The organism is Oceanicaulis sp., from assembly GCA_040112665.1.
Lineage (GTDB): Bacteria > Pseudomonadota > Alphaproteobacteria > Caulobacterales > Maricaulaceae > Oceanicaulis.
On sequence record CP157796.1, the window covers coordinates 358,461 to 372,123 of the forward strand.

Consider the following 13,663-nt stretch of genomic DNA (forward strand, 5'->3'; position numbering starts at 1 on the left):
CCGCTCGAACCGCCGCGAGCGCCGGCGCCGCCTGATCCGTGACGACGGGCCGGGCGACGCCGGGACGCGCGCACAGACGAGACTGAACCGCCCCGCCGTGACCTCCCCCGCCCTCGCCCCCGTCCGTCCCGAGCACGCGGACGCCGTCGACGCCCTGATCCTCCGGTCGAAAGCCTTCTGGGGCTATGACGCGGAGATCATGAACGTGATGGCGCGCGTGCTGCGGCTCGACCGCGAGGCGATGAAAGCCGGGCGCACGCTGGCGGGCTGGATCGGCGACAGGCCGATCGGGATCTGCCAGATTTCCGAGCCTTATGAGACCGCGCGCGGCCGGGCGATGGAGCTGCAGCTTCTCTTCATCGGTCCCGAAGCGATCGGCACGGGGCTGGGGCGCACGCTCTACGCATGGGCGATCGATCAGGCGCGGGCGGCGTCCTGCGTCCGGCTCGACATCCTGTCCGACCCCAATGCCACGGGATTTTACGCCGCCATGGGCGCGCGTTTCGTCGAGGACCGGGCCTCCAAAACGATCCCTGGCCGCACCCTGCCCTGGTACGAGCACGATCTTCGCTGATCTATCCCCGCCCCGGTCCGGGCGGCCGATGCTGAGGCTTGCGCAGAGGCGATTTTCGCCTCACTCTTGCAACCTCAACGTCAATGGAGACGCGCGATGAAACGCCTCATCGTATGCTGCGACGGGACCTGGCAATCGGCCAGGCAACAGAACCTCACCAACATCGCGAAGATCGCCATGCACGCCGCCCATGTCGACGAGGCCGGCGACGCGCCGGTGCGTCAGGTCGTCTATTACGACAGCGGGGTCGGCGCGACCTTCGAGGCCGACGACGACAATCTGTTCAACGAGCTGGGCGACTGGCTGGAGAAAAATCTCGGCGGCGCCATCGGCGACGGGCTTGAGGAGAAGATCTTCGACGCCTACCGCTTCCTGGCGTTCAACTACGAGCCCGGCGACGAGATTTTCGTGTTCGGGTTTTCACGCGGCGCGTACACCGCGCGCTCGCTGTGCGGGCTGATCTACGCCTCGGGTCTGGTGAAGCGCGAGCGCATCGGAATGCTCGGCGAGGCCTACAGCCTCTATCGCGATCCCGATATCGGGCCGGGCGACCCCGAGGCGATCGCCTTCCGCGACGCGAACGGGCCGCGTGCGCCGATCCGGTATCTGGGGTGCTTCGACACGGTGGGCATGAACGGGGTGCCCGACGTGGTCAGCTGGCTGCCCATCGACCGGCTGTTCAATCGCGGCCACGGCTTTCACGACACCTTCCTCAATCGCGACATCGTCTCCGCCCGGCACGCCTGCGCGCTCGACGAAACCCGAAAGGCGCTGCCCGTCACGGTGATGCAGTCCAGCGCGCACTGCCCGCCCGATCAGGTCGAGGAGCGCTGGTTTCCCGGCTGGCACGGCGGGGTGGGCGGCGGTGGCGAGGCCGAGCGGCCCTTCTCCGACGCCGCGCTGCTGTGGATGGTCGAGGGCGCGGAAAAGGCCGGGATGGTCTTCTCCCGGACCCTGCGCGCCGATCTCCGCCCCGATCCGCTCGCGCCGATGGACGAGCCCGACGGCCTCTGGCAGCTGGGGCGCGAGACGCGCAAGGTGGAGACCGGCTATCGCGGCATGGTCCCGCACGACAGCGCGATCACGCGTCATCGCGGCGTCGAGAGCTGGCGTCCGGAGCTCGTCAGGAAGATGGACCCGGCCTGGTTCAGCGTGACCGGCCGCGGCGATCCCGAACCGGCCTAGCCCTCCAGCAGGCTGCGCCCGATCGTCAGGAAGCGGTCGCGGCGGCGCTTCTTCAGCTCGGCCGCGTCGAGCCCGTCCATCGAAGACAGCGCCGCCTCGATCGCGTCGCCGACGCGGGCGATGGCCTTCGCCCGGTCCCTGTGCGCGCCGCCGAGCGGCTCCGGGATGATGGAGTCGATGATCTTCAGCTCGATCAGGTCCTGAGCGGTGATCTTCATCGCCATCGCCGCGTCCTTCGCCCGCGCGCCGTCGCGCCACAGGATCGAGGCGCAGCCCTCGGGGCTGATCACCGAGTAGATCGAGTGTTCGAGCATCATCACGGTGTTCGCGCTCGCCAGCGCCACCGCGCCGCCCGAGCCGCCCTCGCCGGTGATGACGCTGACCAGCGGCGTGCCCAGAGTGAGGCAGCGCTCGGTCGACCGGGCGATCGCCTCGGCCTGGCCGCGCTCTTCCGCGCCCAGGCCCGGATACGCGCCGGCCGTGTCCACCAGGGTCACCACGGGCAGGTCGAAGCGCTCGGCAAGATCCATCAGGCGGATCGCCTTGCGATAGCCTTCAGGCCGGGCCATGCCGAAATTGTGCTTCAGGCGCGTCTGGGTGTCGTGGCCCTTTTCATGGCCGATCAGCACGACCGGCCGGCCTTTCAGGCGGCCCGTGCCGCCCACGATCGCGTGGTCCTCGCCGAAGCGGCGGTCGCCTGCGAGCTCCTCGAAATCGGTGACGAGGTGTTCGATGTAATCCTTCAGGTGCGGCCGCTCGGGATGGCGGGCGACCATCGTCTTCCGCCAGGCGTCGAGCTTGGAATACATCGTCTTGAGCTGGTCGGCGGACTTCTGCTTCAGGCGCGCGATCTCGTCCTTGGCGTCGGGCGCATCCTCGCCGCTGCGCGCAAGCACGGTCTCGAGCTCGGCGATCTTGGCGTCGAGCTCGGCGATGGGGCGTTCGAAATCGAGATAGGTGCGCGTCGGGTCCGACATCATCCGTCCTGAAAAGCCCCGTAGTGAAACATCGGGTCCGGCGCGGCGAAAACCGCGCCGGACCCGGACGGCCCGCAAACTATAGGCCAGTTTTCATGGACGCAACGACCGGTGTCGGCGCCGGTCTGGTTCAGGCCGAGCGCGCCTGTGCGCGATGCTCGCCCTCGCAGGTCTCTTCGATCAGCTTGTCGCAGAACGCGTCGAGGTCCTTCGGCGAGCGGCTGGTCACAAGACCCTGATCGACCACGACCTCTTCGTCGACCACCTCGGCGCCGGCGTTTTTCATGTCCGTCCAGATCGCGGGAAAGCCCGTCATCTTGCGGCCCTTCACCGCGTCCGCGTCGATCAGCACCTGCGGGCCGTGGCAGATCGAGGCGACGGGGCGCTTGTTCTCGAAGAAGCGGTTGACGAATTTCAGCGCCTGTTCGTTGCGGCGCAGCGCGTCGGGCGAGAACAGGCCGCCGGGGATCATCAGCGTGTCGTAATCGTCCGCGTTCGCCTCATCGAGCGTGCGGTCGACCTTGATCCTGTCGCCTTTTTCCCGGTGCCGGTTCGCCTCGATCTCGCCGGACTTGTCGGAAACGATGTGAACCTCGCCGCCGGCGTTCTCGATCGCCTTCTTCGGTTCGAACAGCTCGGACTCCTCGAACCCGTCGGAGGCGAGAATGGCGACGCGGCGGCCTTCGGCGCGATTGCCCATGGCGATGTCCTTCCTTGTGTCATCAGGGGACAGGGCGAACGCTGCGAACCGCGCGCTGTTCCGGCCTCGACGCGGGACGGCCGGAGCGCAAACGGAATATTAGCCTTGGCGCGCTAGAGTGGCGGTCAGGGTGGAGACGGGACCGGGAAGAGACGCCATGACGAAAATGCGCCTTCTCATGCTCGCCGCGTCGGGGGTTTGCCTCGCCAGCGGCCTGACCGCGGGCGCGCTGATCGCGCTCTCGGGATCGATCGACCAGGCGGTGGCCTTCACATGGCCGGGCCTGGGCGCAGCCATCGCCTTCGGGCTGATCACGCCGGGCGAGACGGCGGGAGACTAACCCCGGTCGGTCCAGACGATGCGGTAGAGATCGAAGCGCCGGTCGCGCAGATTGCGCACCGTGCCCGAGCGCCGCGCCTCGTTCAGGCTGTCCATGTGAAGATCGGCCACCGCGATGGTCTCGACGTTCTCGCTGGCCTCGGCGGCCACGCCGTCGCGGGCGAAGGGATAGTCGCAGGGCGTGATGACCGCGGACTGGGCGTAGTTCACGTCCATGTTCTCAACCCCAGGCAGATTGCCGACATTGCCTGCGGTGACGAGATAGATCTGGTTCTCGATGGCCCGGGCGTGCGCGCAATACCGGACCCTGAGATGGCCGGGCCGGTCGTCGGTGGCGTAGGGCACGAAGATGATCTTCGCGCCTTCGTCGACCAGACGCCGGGCGAGCTCGGGGAACTCTGAGTCATAACAGATCAGCACGCCGACCGGCCCGCAATCGGTCGGGATGGCGGCGACGGTGTCCCCGCCCTTGATGTTCCACCAGTATTTCTCGTTCGGCGTGGGGTGGATCTTTTCCTGGCCATGCACCGAGCCGTCGCGCAGGAAGACATAGGCGACGTTCTGGATGTCGCCATCGTCTGTCTTGGTGGGGTGCGACCCGCCCACGATGTTGATGTTGTAGCGCACCGCCAGCGTGCTCATGAATTCGACGAACCGCTTGGTGTGCTTGGACAGCGCGGCGATGGACTCCTCGGGGTTCAGCCGCCGCTTTTCCAGCGCCAGCAGCGCCACGGTGAACATCTCGGGGAAGACGCAGAAATCGGCGCGGTAGTCCGAGCAGACGTCGACGAAATACTCCACGTTCTTCTCGAACTCGGCCAGGCTCTCCACCGCGCGCATGTGAAACTGCACCGCGGCCACCCGCACCGTGGACGACCAGGGCCGCGAGGGGCCGGCCGCGCCCTCCTCCCAGCTGGGATTGCGCCAGACCATGCGCGCGGCGTGACCTGCGCTCTCGATGTCGTCGGGATAGTATTTCCGAAGCACGCCTGCGGGCTCGAACCCCATGCGCATCTGGAAGTTCAGCACCGGGTCCTTGATCTCGCGCGCCTCGACCGCGGCCAGATAGGCCTCGGGCGTCTTGTAGGTGCGCCGCTTGCGCTTGAAGCCCGACAGCCGGCCGCCGAACACCACGCCCTTGAGATCGTATTCCTCACACAGCGAGGTGCGCGCATCGTAGAGCCGCTGGCCGATCCTGAGCCGCCTGCGGCCGGGATCGACCGCGACCTCCATGCCGTACAGCCAGTCGCCGTCCGGATCATGGCGCGCAGCGAAGCCGCCGCCTGTGATGCCCGCCCAGTCGTGCGGGGCGAAGGCGCTGGCCTCGTCGATGATGCAGCTTGCGCACCAGCCCACGACCTCGCCCTCGTATTCGACCACGATCTGGCCTTCTGGGAAGGCGCTGATCTGCCCCCGGATCATCGCGGGCAGATCGGGCGTCATGTCCGGATAGGCGCGGTTCTGAAGGTCCAGAATGGCCTGGACGTCCCTCAGTTCGGCGTTGCGGACGAGAAGCTTGGCGGTGCGGCGTTGTTCGGTCATGGGCTCCCTAACGCGGCGAAGCGGTGCAGGGTTTATCGCGCGCCGCAGGGGGCCGCGTCGAGGGCCGGGGGCGGTCGGCGCGCGGCGCCGCCCTCAATGAGTGCATGTATTTTCTTATACTTTACCGCACGTTAGGCCGTTATGCGTCACAGTCTTCGGCGACCAATCGATTTGGAGCGCCGTGATGACCGCCTGCCCCCTGCCGGCCGATACGCTGGACACTGCGGCCTGCGCCTGCGCGCGCGGGATCGATATCGACCTCGCCTTCGCCTTTCAGCCGATCGTGGATGTCCGCGACAACTCGATCTTCGCCCAGGAAGCGCTGCTGCGCGGCGCGGACGGCAGGGGCGCGGGCGCGATCCTGTCGCAGATCGCACCTTCCGACATTCACGCCTTCGACCGCAAATGCCGGATCGGCGCGGTGAAGGCCGCCGCGCGCCTGCTCGGCGACCGGCCTGAGCTTCTATCGCTCAACACGATGCCCAACGCGGTCTACGACCCCGAGACCTGCCTGAGGACCACGATCGCGGCGGCCGAAGCGAACGGATTTCCCGTGGACCGCATCATGTTCGAGATGACCGAGCACGAGGCGATCGAGGACATCGACCACTTCACCAAGATCGTGGAGTCCTACAAGCAGATGGGCTTCACCACCGCGATCGACGATTTCGGCGCGGGAAGTTCGGGTCTGACCCTGTTCGCCTCGGTCCTGCCCGACATCATAAAGCTCGACGCCAAGCTGATCTCGGGCGTTCACAAAAGCCGGGTGCAGAGCACGATCGTGGGCAATATCGTCGAGCTGTGCTCGAAGTTCGGCATCGGCGTCATCGCCGAGGGCATCGAGGAACGCGCCGAGGCAGACACCCTGCGCGAGCTCGGCATCTATCTGTTCCAGGGCTATTACTTCGCCCGTCCGGCGCTGGACGCCGCACCGGCGAGAGGCGAGATCTGCTGGGGGTAGTCGCCAGCGCGGGAACCCTTGCTCGAATTTCCGGGTTCACGTCGCAATCCGCCTCACCGGGCGGCTCCGCCGTGGAGACGTATGATGCCCCTGACCACCCGACGACTGCTTACCGCCGTTCTGGCCGCCGTCGGAACCTGGGCGGCGAACACCGGTTCGGCTTCGGCGCAGGATCGCGGCGCGTCCGCTGCGGCGGGACAGCAGGCCTCGACGCTGGTCGTGCTTGAATTCGAGACCGTGACCGCCTCGGCGAAAGATCAGAGCGGCGGTCAGGACCGCTCTGCGAATAGCGACAGCGCGCAAGCCCGGGAATCCGACCCTGTATCAGTCCCCGGGGTTCTCGCACGCGCCGAAACTCCGCAACTCGCCCGCCTGAAGCTGCGTGAGCGACCGGACGCGCCGACCGCCGTGGACGGCCTCTTGATATTCGAGGACGTTAGCGCGCTCACCGCCTGGCGCCAGACGCGCATGGACTCGTTTTTCGAGCCTATGGGCGGCGCGGGCGCGATCGAGATGAAAATCCGCCTCGTCGACAAAGCGCTGCTCGAACAATACGGGCTCGGCGGGCCGGATACCCCGATCGAGAACGTCTCGATCACTTATGAGAACACCGGCAACGAGGCTGACGGCGACGCCGATATCGACGCCGTCACCGTGATCTGCCCCGGCGATTTCGCCGAATGCGATCCCAGCAACTAGGCGCGCGGCCCATGATCACGGGCGCGTGCTGAAGGCAGGCTCTCAGCCTAGCTGAAATACGGCCCGTAAAGATCGGTCCGGCGATCGCGGAAAAAGCCCCAGGCGGCGCGGTGACGGTCCAGGAATTTGCGGTCGAACTCGGCGGTCAGGACGCCGGTCTCGGTGCGGCCGAGCTCGCTGACGACCTCGCCGGTGTGATCGCAGATGAAGCTGGTGCCGTAGAATTTCTGGTTGTCCTCGTCGCCGATCCGGTTGGCTGCGCCCACCGGCATGACGTTACTGACCGCATGGCCCTGCATGGCCCGCCGCCAGCGCGCGGAGGTGTCCAGGCTGTCGTCATGGGGCTCGGTCCCGATGGCGGTGGGGTAGAGCAGCACTTCAGCGCCCAGAAGCGCCAGTGCGCGGGCGGTTTCGGGGAACCACTGGTCCCAGCAGATGCCCACGCCGACCTTGCCGTGCCTGGTTTCCCAGACCCTGAAGCCGGTGTCGCCGGGGCGGAAATAGTACTTCTCCATATAGCCCGGCCCGTCGGGGATATGGCTCTTGCGGTAGACGCCGAGCGGCTTGCCGCCGTCCAGCATGACCAGCGAATTGTAATAGCGCGGCCCCTCGCGCTCGTAGATCGATACGGGGATGGCGACGTCGAGTTCCTCGCTCAGCGGCTGCAGCGCGGTGACGCACGGGTGCTCCATCGCCGGGAAGGCCTCGGCGAACCAGTCCTCGTCCTGGGTCTTGCAGAAATAATGGTTCTGGAAGAGCTCGGGCGGCAGGATGACCTTCGCGCCCTTGCCCGCCGCTTCGCGCACCATCTCGGCGATCGTCTGGATGTTCGCGTCGCGGTCGCGGCCGAACGCCGCCTGAAGCACGGCGATCGAAATCGTGTCGGTCATGTCTTGAAGGCTTTCGTCAGTCGATCTGGTCGAGCCAGTCGCCGGGTCCGTCCCCGGTGCGCAGATCCATCACCGTCGGCCAGAGCCGCCACGGCGCGCGGCCGTCGGCGTTCCACAGCGCGACGAAGGCGAAGCCGGTCTCCGGCTCCATCACCACCTGGGCGCCGTATCCCGACAGATAGCCGGCGTGGGCGATCAGGGTGCGGTCACCCCAGTCATAGACCCGCCAGCCGAGGCCGTAATAGGTCTCGTCGACCCGGGCGCGCAAGGGGCCCAACCCGCGCGTCTCGCGCCGGGACTCGGTATAGGGGGTGAAGACCCGCTCACGCACCTCTTCGGGCAGGCCGTCGAGATAGGCGAGATTGGCCTGCGCCCAGGCGATGAGGTCGTTCAGCGTCAGCGTCACCGCCGCCGCGCTCGGCACCCGGTCGTAATAGGTGTCCGGATCCCCCGGACGGTCGGACTTGCGCGTCCAGCCACGGTGCGGGCGCGCCCAGCTGGGCCCGGAGACGAGATCGTCCTCGCCCACCCCGGCGGTGCTGAGCCCGTACGGGCCGAAAATGTACTGGCGCACCGCCTCTTCATAGCTGAGCCCGGTCGCCTCTTCGATCAGAAGCTCGGCGGAGGAGAACGCCACGTTCTGATAGCTGTAGCACTCGCCCGGCTGGCAGATGAGATCGACGGTGGAGAGCCGGCGGCGCGCCTCCTCGGCGCTCACCCCGCCCTCGATGAGATTGTCGTAGGCGTTCGGCGGCAGGCCCGAACGCTGGCTCATCAGCTCGATCCAGGTGGGCTGGGTCTCGCCCTTGAGGTCGAGGATGGAGGTCGGGACCTTGGCGTCCAGATCGATCAGGCCCTCGCTTTCGAGGATCGCCAGCAGCACGCCGGTGAAGCTCTTGGTCAGCGAGGCGGCGCGGAAGCGCGTCTGCGCGGTGACCTCTTCACCCGATCCTGCGGCGGTCTCGCCTGAGGTGTAGATCAGCACCGGCTCGCCGTTCTCGATCACCGCGGCGGCCAGGCCGACCGTCTTGTCGAAGCCCGCCGCCTGGTCGAGGCGCTCGCGCAGCGTGTCGAGATAGGCGGGCGGTTCGAGCTGGACGAGCGGCGCGGTTCGGCTCGCGGCGGCTGCGGCGGCCGCGGCCGTGTTCGAAAACGGACCATAGGCGCCCGCGCCGGAATCGCCCTGGGCGTAAGGCCCTGTGCGGGCGATCTCGATGACCGACCCCATGCGCGACAGCGACTGGCCTTCAGGGGGGTAGAACTGCGCGTTCGCCGCAGCGCCGAGCCCGAGCGCGGCGAGCGCCCCGGCGGCCGTCCTCATCATCATGCTCCGCAAACCCATGCGCACGTCTCCAGGATCGTCGCGCCGGGCGTGATCACCCGGCGGGCTGATTGCAGGTCACGCAGTGGAACGCGCCGCCTCCCGTCAATATGGCGTTCGCCCCCGAGACGACCACTTTGCGTCCCGGAAAGGCGCGCTGCAAGCGGCGGGCCGCGAGCTGCGCGCGCTCGTTATAGGCCGGCATCACCACGTGGCGCGGCCCGACCACCCAGTTCATGTGGGAGGCCGCGGCCGGGCCGCCAGCCTCGGACTGCACAAGACCCGGGGAAGGAACGCGCAAGACGCTCAATCGGCGCCCGGCGGCGTCAGTGGCGCGAGCGAGGTCCTTCGCGATCGCCTCATAGATTTTCGCGTTCGGATCGTCAGGCCCGGCGGCTTCGGGGCACACGACGAGGCCCGGCGCTGCGAAGCGGACGATATTGTCGACATGGCCGTCGGTGTGATCGCCGATCATGCCTTCATCGAGCCAGATCACCTTGCTGACGCCCAGAAGCGCCTCGAGCCGGACCTCGACGTCCTTTTCGGTGAAGCGCGGATTGCGGTTGGGGTTCAGAAGGCACTGGCGGGTGGTGATCACCGTGCCTTCGCCGTCGAACTCCAGCGCTCCGCCCTCGCAGATGAAATCGGCCTTCACGAGCCGCGCGCCGGCCTCTTTCGCGATGCGCTCGCCGACGGTGAGATCGCCGGGCAGGTCGTACTTGCCGCCCCAGCCGTTGAACTGGAACCGGACCGCGTCGAGCCCCTGCGCGGTCCTGGCGAAAACCGGGCCCGTGTCGCGCGCCCAGACGTCGCCGTAAGGCTCGCGCACGACCTTCACCAGCCGGCCCATGCGGCGGCGCGCGTCGGCCTCGGCCTCGGCGGTGGCGGCGTAGACCACGATCTCGAGCCGCTTTCCGTCAGCGCCCGGCGCTGCGGCGAGGGCGAGAAAGCGCGCGAACTCCTCACGCGCCGGCTCGAGGTCTTCCTCCCAAAGCTCGGTGGCGGCCGGCCAGCAGGTGTGGATCGCCTCCTGCGCGGCGGTTTCATGAGGGACGAGGCGGGCGGTGTCGAAAGGTCGGGTCATGGCCGGGCTGATAGCATGAGGCGGAGGCGTGGAGTAGCGGGGGATGCGGGCTCTGCCCGCGCGTCTTCCCTCCCCCTTCGCGGGGAGGGTGGGCCGAAGCGAAGCTTCGGGTCGGGTGGGGGGAGCGGCGCTGAGGTCTGCAAAGACTGCGTCTGCGGCCCACCCCACCCGTCCGGCTTCGCAGGACACCCTCCCCGTCAAGGGGAGGGAAGGAAACGCTGCGCTGACGCTGGCCTACTCCCCCGGCGCCTTGGCCTTGACCACCAGCGCATGCACCGGCCCGGCCAGCTCTTCCTTGAGCGCGGCGTTGACCAGACGGTGGCGTTCGAGCCGGGACTTGCCGGCGAAATGGACCGACTGGATCGCCACGGTGAAATGGCTTTCGCCTTCGGCCCGCGCCCCGGCGTGGCCGGCGTGCGCGGCGCTGTCATCGGTGACGGTGAGCTCGACGGGTTCGAACGCGGCCATGAGTTTGGCTTCGATCTGCTGCTTAACGCCCGGCAATTGTCATGCTCCCTTCGTTGCCGCTTAAGGCGGCGCGCCCCATACTTCAGCGTCATGGACGGCGCTTTCAAATACCGCCCGCGGTTTGTCGACATCCGCGTGAAGAAGCCCAAGCACGAGGCGTCTGTGGACGAGCGCGTGTGCGAGCATCCCCAGTGCCGGTCCAAGGCCACCGCCCGCGCGCCCAAAAGCGCGGCGAAACGCGACGAGTTCTACTGGTTCTGCCAGAGCCACGCGGCCGAGTACAACAAACAGTGGAATTTCTTCGAGGGCATGAGCGAGGAGGCCGCCCGCGCCCATGTCGAGGCCGATTTCTACGGCCACCGCCCGACCTGGAGCTTTGCAGCCGGCTCCACCACCCGCAAGCGGGCCGAGCGCGCCAGCAAGGACTTCCAGGACGGCTTCTTCGACCCGTTCTCCCTGTTCGGCGACCGCCCGCCCCCCGGTCAGGAGCGCCGCCAGCGCGAAGCCGAAGATCCCCACGCCGGCATGGGACGGCTGCAGAAGCGGGCGCTCGAGACCCTCAGCCTCGATCCCGGCGCGAGCAAGGCGGAAGTCCGCAAACGCTATGCGGAGCTGGTGCGCGCCTACCATCCCGATTCCAACGGCGGCGACCGCTCCATGGAGGAGCAGCTCAACAAGGTCGTGCAGAGCTACCAGATCCTGAAAAGCGCCGGGATGGCGTAGCTTTCGAACAATTCACGGACCTGCAAGGTCGAGGATAGCCAGCCGGAGCGAGCGTGCGGCGCGTTCAATCCGACAGGGGCTCTCCATGATCTTCGCCGCACTCGCCGCCCGAACCCTTCTCGCCGCCTGCCCGGCCGAGGCCGTCTGCACGGAGCGCGACGGCGTGCTGTCTGTCGCCGCCACCCAGGCGCGCGCCGAGGCGGTGCTGGTGACCGCGCTGGACGCGCGGGAGCGCTTCACCGCCGTGTTCGAGCGTGCGCCGGGCCGCACGGCGATCATCGAGGACATGCCGCGCTTTCCCGGCTTCGGTGCAGAGCTGCGCGCGGACGGCTGGATCGTCAAACCCTGGATCTCGCCCGACGCGATGCGCGAAACGCTCGCCGCCCAGATGCGTCCCGCCCTGCGCCAGGCCATGCCCGACGCCAGCGAAGCCGAGATCGAGGCTCGCATAACGCCCGTGCTCGACCAGCGCGTGGGCCGCGACGAGAAGGTGCGCCACGCCGAGGCGATCATCGCCCATGAGCTTGGCCATCTGTGGTTCATCGACGTGTTCGACTGGCCGCAGAGCGAAACCGGCGAACGCGCCTACGGAGCGGCCGCCGCGCCCGACTGGCTGGACGAAACCGCAGCGGTGATCCTTGAATCAGACGCGCTGACCGAAGAGCGGCGCGCCGCCCTGTGCGCACGCCTGCCCGAAGATCCGGCGGCGGAATATCAGCGCTTCTTCACGATCGACCATCCGCTGATCTCGCTCGCCCGGCGCGCGGCAGAGTCGGCCGAGGCTGCTGGCGGCGTTTCTGGCGAGCCGCGGATCATGGTCATGGACTCCCAGGCGCTCGGCGCCGGGGACGCGCTGATGAGCGATGCGGGCTATTTCTACGCGCTTTCCCGCAACCTCGTGGACTGGACGCTCGATGAAGCCGAAGCGGCCCTGTTTCCCGCCATGGCCGCCCATGTCGCTAGGGGCGGCGACCCGGCCTCCTTCCTCGCCGGCGACGGCCCTGCGTATGGTGCGCCCGAAACCCTCGAGGCCTGGAGCGAGGCGCTGGGCGCGTATGCGGCGGCACGTTGCGAAACGCCCTGAGGGCTGTGACATCCCGCAAGGTGGCGCCCGCCCCCCTCGCGCGCTAAGTGTTCGGCGAACCCTGCGCGTGCGTTTCGCGCCGCGCGACCGACAGAGCATTTTCGAGGCGACATGACCGACGACGCGCTGATCTCCCTGACGCCCGACACCAAGGCCGACTGCAAAGCCCTGTTCGGCTTCGATCCCGGTTTCGAGGTTCCGGCCTTTTCGGGCCGCGACGAGCACGTGCCGGTGATCGACGAGACCTATGTGTTCGATCCGGCGACCACGCGGGCGATCCTGGCGGGCTTCGCCTTCAATCGTCGGGTGATGATCCAAGGCTATCACGGCACGGGCAAATCCACCCATGTCGAGCAGGTCGCAGCCCGGCTGAACTGGCCGATGATCCGGGTCAATCTCGACAGCCATGTGAGCCGGATCGACATGGTCGGCAAGGACCAGATCGTCCTGAAGGACGGCCAGCAGGTCACCGAGTTCCAGGAAGGCATCCTGCCCTGGGCGGTGCGCCGCCCGGTCGCGCTTCTGTTCGACGAATACGACGCGGGCCGGCCCGACGTGATGTTCGTGATCCAGCGGGTTCTTGAAGCCTCGGGCTCGCTGACGCTGCTCGACCAGAACCGCGTAATCCGCCCGAACCCGAATTTCCGCCTGTTCGCCACCACCAACACGGTTGGCCTGGGCGACACCACGGGCCTCTATCACGGCACCCAGCAGATCAACCAGGGCCAGATGGACCGCTGGTCGATCGTCTCCACGCTCAACTACCTGCCCGCCGAGACCGAGCGCGAGATCGTCGCCGCCAAGCTCGGCGAGTACGGCGCGAGCGAGACCGGGGCGAAAGCGATCGCGGACATGGTCAAGGTCGCCGACATGACCCGCGAGGCCTTCATCAACGGGGACCTCTCCACCGTGATGAGCCCGCGCACCGTGCTGACCTGGGCGGAGAACGCGCAGATCTTCGGCGACGCCGGAATCGCCTTCCGGCTCACCTTCCTCAATAAGTGCGACGAGCTCGAACGCCCGATCGTGGCGGAGATGTATCAGCGCGTGTTCGGCGAGGACCTGCCCGAAAGCCCGGTCAAGCCGGGTCAGGCGGCGTAGGCGCCCCGATCAGGG

At 67.6% G+C, this 13,663-nt stretch carries 15 protein-coding genes; 8 read left to right on the forward strand and 7 right to left on the reverse strand.

Annotation, left to right across the window (positions count from 1 at the left end; genetic code table 11):
* The first annotated feature begins 97 nt into the window (after positions 1-97).
* Complete coding sequence (locus ABL308_01790) at positions 98-574, forward strand: GNAT family N-acetyltransferase (protein XBQ16617.1); 477 nt, start codon at positions 98-100, stop codon at positions 572-574.
* A 96-nt stretch (positions 575-670) separates the two neighbouring features.
* Positions 671-1,759 carry a DUF2235 domain-containing protein gene (locus ABL308_01795; protein XBQ16618.1) on the forward strand — a complete coding sequence of 363 codons (1,089 nt, stop codon included), beginning with the start codon at positions 671-673 and terminating at the stop codon, positions 1,757-1,759.
* On the opposite strand, the gene ABL308_01800 is transcribed toward ABL308_01795, so the two are convergent.
* Both ABL308_01800 and ABL308_01805 read right to left on the reverse strand, forming a co-directional pair.
* Positions 1,756-2,736 carry an acetyl-CoA carboxylase carboxyltransferase subunit alpha gene (locus ABL308_01800; protein XBQ16619.1) on the reverse strand — a complete coding sequence of 327 codons (981 nt, stop codon included), beginning with the start codon at positions 2,734-2,736 and terminating at the stop codon, positions 1,756-1,758. The genes ABL308_01795 and ABL308_01800 overlap by 4 nt on opposite strands.
* A 130-nt stretch (positions 2,737-2,866) precedes the next feature.
* Entirely contained in the window at positions 2,867-3,436 is a 570-nt protein-coding gene (locus ABL308_01805; GenBank protein XBQ16620.1) for a type 1 glutamine amidotransferase domain-containing protein, read from the reverse strand.
* A 157-nt stretch (positions 3,437-3,593) separates the two neighbouring features.
* On the opposite strand from ABL308_01805, the gene ABL308_01810 reads away from it, so the two are divergent.
* Complete coding sequence (locus tag ABL308_01810; protein XBQ16621.1) at positions 3,594-3,776, forward strand: hypothetical protein; 183 nt, start codon at positions 3,594-3,596, stop codon at positions 3,774-3,776.
* Here ABL308_01810 and ABL308_01815 read toward each other — a convergent pair.
* Positions 3,773-5,317, reverse strand: coding sequence for a GNAT family N-acetyltransferase (locus ABL308_01815; GenBank protein XBQ16622.1), 1,545 nt, complete (start codon positions 5,315-5,317; stop codon positions 3,773-3,775). The genes ABL308_01810 and ABL308_01815 overlap by 4 nt on opposite strands.
* 184 nt (positions 5,318-5,501) lie before the next feature.
* Between ABL308_01815 and ABL308_01820 the strand changes: the two genes are divergently transcribed.
* Together ABL308_01820 and ABL308_01825 are read left to right on the forward strand one after the other, a co-directional pair.
* Positions 5,502-6,278 carry an EAL domain-containing protein gene (locus ABL308_01820; protein ID XBQ16623.1) on the forward strand — a complete coding sequence of 259 codons (777 nt, stop codon included), beginning with the start codon at positions 5,502-5,504 and terminating at the stop codon, positions 6,276-6,278.
* Positions 6,279-6,362: 84 nt separating this feature from the next.
* On the forward strand, positions 6,363-6,977 hold the full coding sequence (locus ABL308_01825) for a hypothetical protein (protein ID XBQ16624.1): 615 nt from the start codon (positions 6,363-6,365) through the stop codon (positions 6,975-6,977).
* A gap of 47 nt (positions 6,978-7,024) precedes the next feature.
* On the opposite strand, the gene aguB is transcribed toward ABL308_01825, so the two are convergent.
* From aguB to ABL308_01845, 4 genes are all read right to left on the reverse strand, one after another.
* On the reverse strand, positions 7,025-7,867 hold the full coding sequence (gene aguB / locus ABL308_01830; protein ID XBQ16625.1) for an N-carbamoylputrescine amidase: 843 nt from the start codon (positions 7,865-7,867) through the stop codon (positions 7,025-7,027).
* A gap of 16 nt (positions 7,868-7,883) precedes the next feature.
* Complete coding sequence (locus ABL308_01835) at positions 7,884-9,209, reverse strand: serine hydrolase domain-containing protein (protein XBQ16626.1); 1,326 nt, start codon at positions 9,207-9,209, stop codon at positions 7,884-7,886.
* A 34-nt stretch (positions 9,210-9,243) separates the two neighbouring features.
* Positions 9,244-10,272 carry an agmatine deiminase family protein gene (locus tag ABL308_01840; protein ID XBQ16627.1) on the reverse strand — a complete coding sequence of 343 codons (1,029 nt, stop codon included), beginning with the start codon at positions 10,270-10,272 and terminating at the stop codon, positions 9,244-9,246.
* Positions 10,273-10,506: 234 nt separating this feature from the next.
* Positions 10,507-10,740, reverse strand: a complete 234-nt coding sequence (locus ABL308_01845; protein XBQ17701.1) for a BolA family protein — start codon at positions 10,738-10,740, stop codon at positions 10,507-10,509.
* 90 nt (positions 10,741-10,830) lie between these two features.
* Between ABL308_01845 and ABL308_01850 the strand changes: the two genes are divergently transcribed.
* The 3 genes from ABL308_01850 (at position 10,831) to cobS (ending at position 13,648) form a co-directional block, all read left to right on the forward strand.
* Positions 10,831-11,463, forward strand: a complete 633-nt coding sequence (locus ABL308_01850) for a J domain-containing protein (protein ID XBQ16628.1) — start codon at positions 10,831-10,833, stop codon at positions 11,461-11,463.
* Between the two features lie 85 nt (positions 11,464-11,548).
* Positions 11,549-12,547: a hypothetical protein gene (locus tag ABL308_01855; protein XBQ16629.1), complete on the forward strand. Its 999-nt coding sequence runs from the start codon at positions 11,549-11,551 to the stop codon at positions 12,545-12,547.
* A 111-nt stretch (positions 12,548-12,658) separates the two neighbouring features.
* The gene (gene cobS, locus ABL308_01860) at positions 12,659-13,648 is read left to right on the forward strand and encodes a cobaltochelatase subunit CobS (GenBank protein XBQ16630.1); all 990 of its coding nucleotides are present in this window, start codon (positions 12,659-12,661) and stop codon (positions 13,646-13,648) included.
* Positions 13,649-13,663: the final 15 nt, after the last annotated feature.

What these genes read in the sequence shown, in the direction of transcription:
- ABL308_01810 (XBQ16621.1), top strand. Translation starts at nt 3,594, where the DNA reads ATGACGAAAATGCGCCTTCTCATGCTCGCCGCGTCGGGGGTTTGCCTC.
- ABL308_01840 (XBQ16627.1), bottom strand. Translation starts at nt 10,272, where the DNA reads ATGACCCGACCTTTCGACACCGCCCGCCTCGTCCCTCATGAAACCGCC.
- ABL308_01820 (XBQ16623.1), top strand. Translation starts at nt 5,502, where the DNA reads ATGACCGCCTGCCCCCTGCCGGCCGATACGCTGGACACTGCGGCCTGC.
- ABL308_01815 (XBQ16622.1), bottom strand. Translation starts at nt 5,317, where the DNA reads ATGACCGAACAACGCCGCACCGCCAAGCTTCTCGTCCGCAACGCCGAA.
- ABL308_01800 (XBQ16619.1), bottom strand. Translation starts at nt 2,736, where the DNA reads ATGTCGGACCCGACGCGCACCTATCTCGATTTCGAACGCCCCATCGCC.
- ABL308_01825 (XBQ16624.1), top strand. Translation starts at nt 6,363, where the DNA reads ATGCCCCTGACCACCCGACGACTGCTTACCGCCGTTCTGGCCGCCGTC.
- ABL308_01795 (XBQ16618.1), top strand. Translation starts at nt 671, where the DNA reads ATGAAACGCCTCATCGTATGCTGCGACGGGACCTGGCAATCGGCCAGG.
- ABL308_01850 (XBQ16628.1), top strand. Translation starts at nt 10,831, where the DNA reads ATGGACGGCGCTTTCAAATACCGCCCGCGGTTTGTCGACATCCGCGTG.
- aguB (XBQ16625.1), bottom strand. Translation starts at nt 7,867, where the DNA reads ATGACCGACACGATTTCGATCGCCGTGCTTCAGGCGGCGTTCGGCCGC.
- cobS (XBQ16630.1), top strand. Translation starts at nt 12,659, where the DNA reads ATGACCGACGACGCGCTGATCTCCCTGACGCCCGACACCAAGGCCGAC.
- ABL308_01845 (XBQ17701.1), bottom strand. Translation starts at nt 10,740, where the DNA reads ATGGCCGCGTTCGAACCCGTCGAGCTCACCGTCACCGATGACAGCGCC.
- ABL308_01855 (XBQ16629.1), top strand. Translation starts at nt 11,549, where the DNA reads ATGATCTTCGCCGCACTCGCCGCCCGAACCCTTCTCGCCGCCTGCCCG.
- ABL308_01805 (XBQ16620.1), bottom strand. Translation starts at nt 3,436, where the DNA reads ATGGGCAATCGCGCCGAAGGCCGCCGCGTCGCCATTCTCGCCTCCGAC.
- ABL308_01835 (XBQ16626.1), bottom strand. Translation starts at nt 9,209, where the DNA reads ATGGGTTTGCGGAGCATGATGATGAGGACGGCCGCCGGGGCGCTCGCC.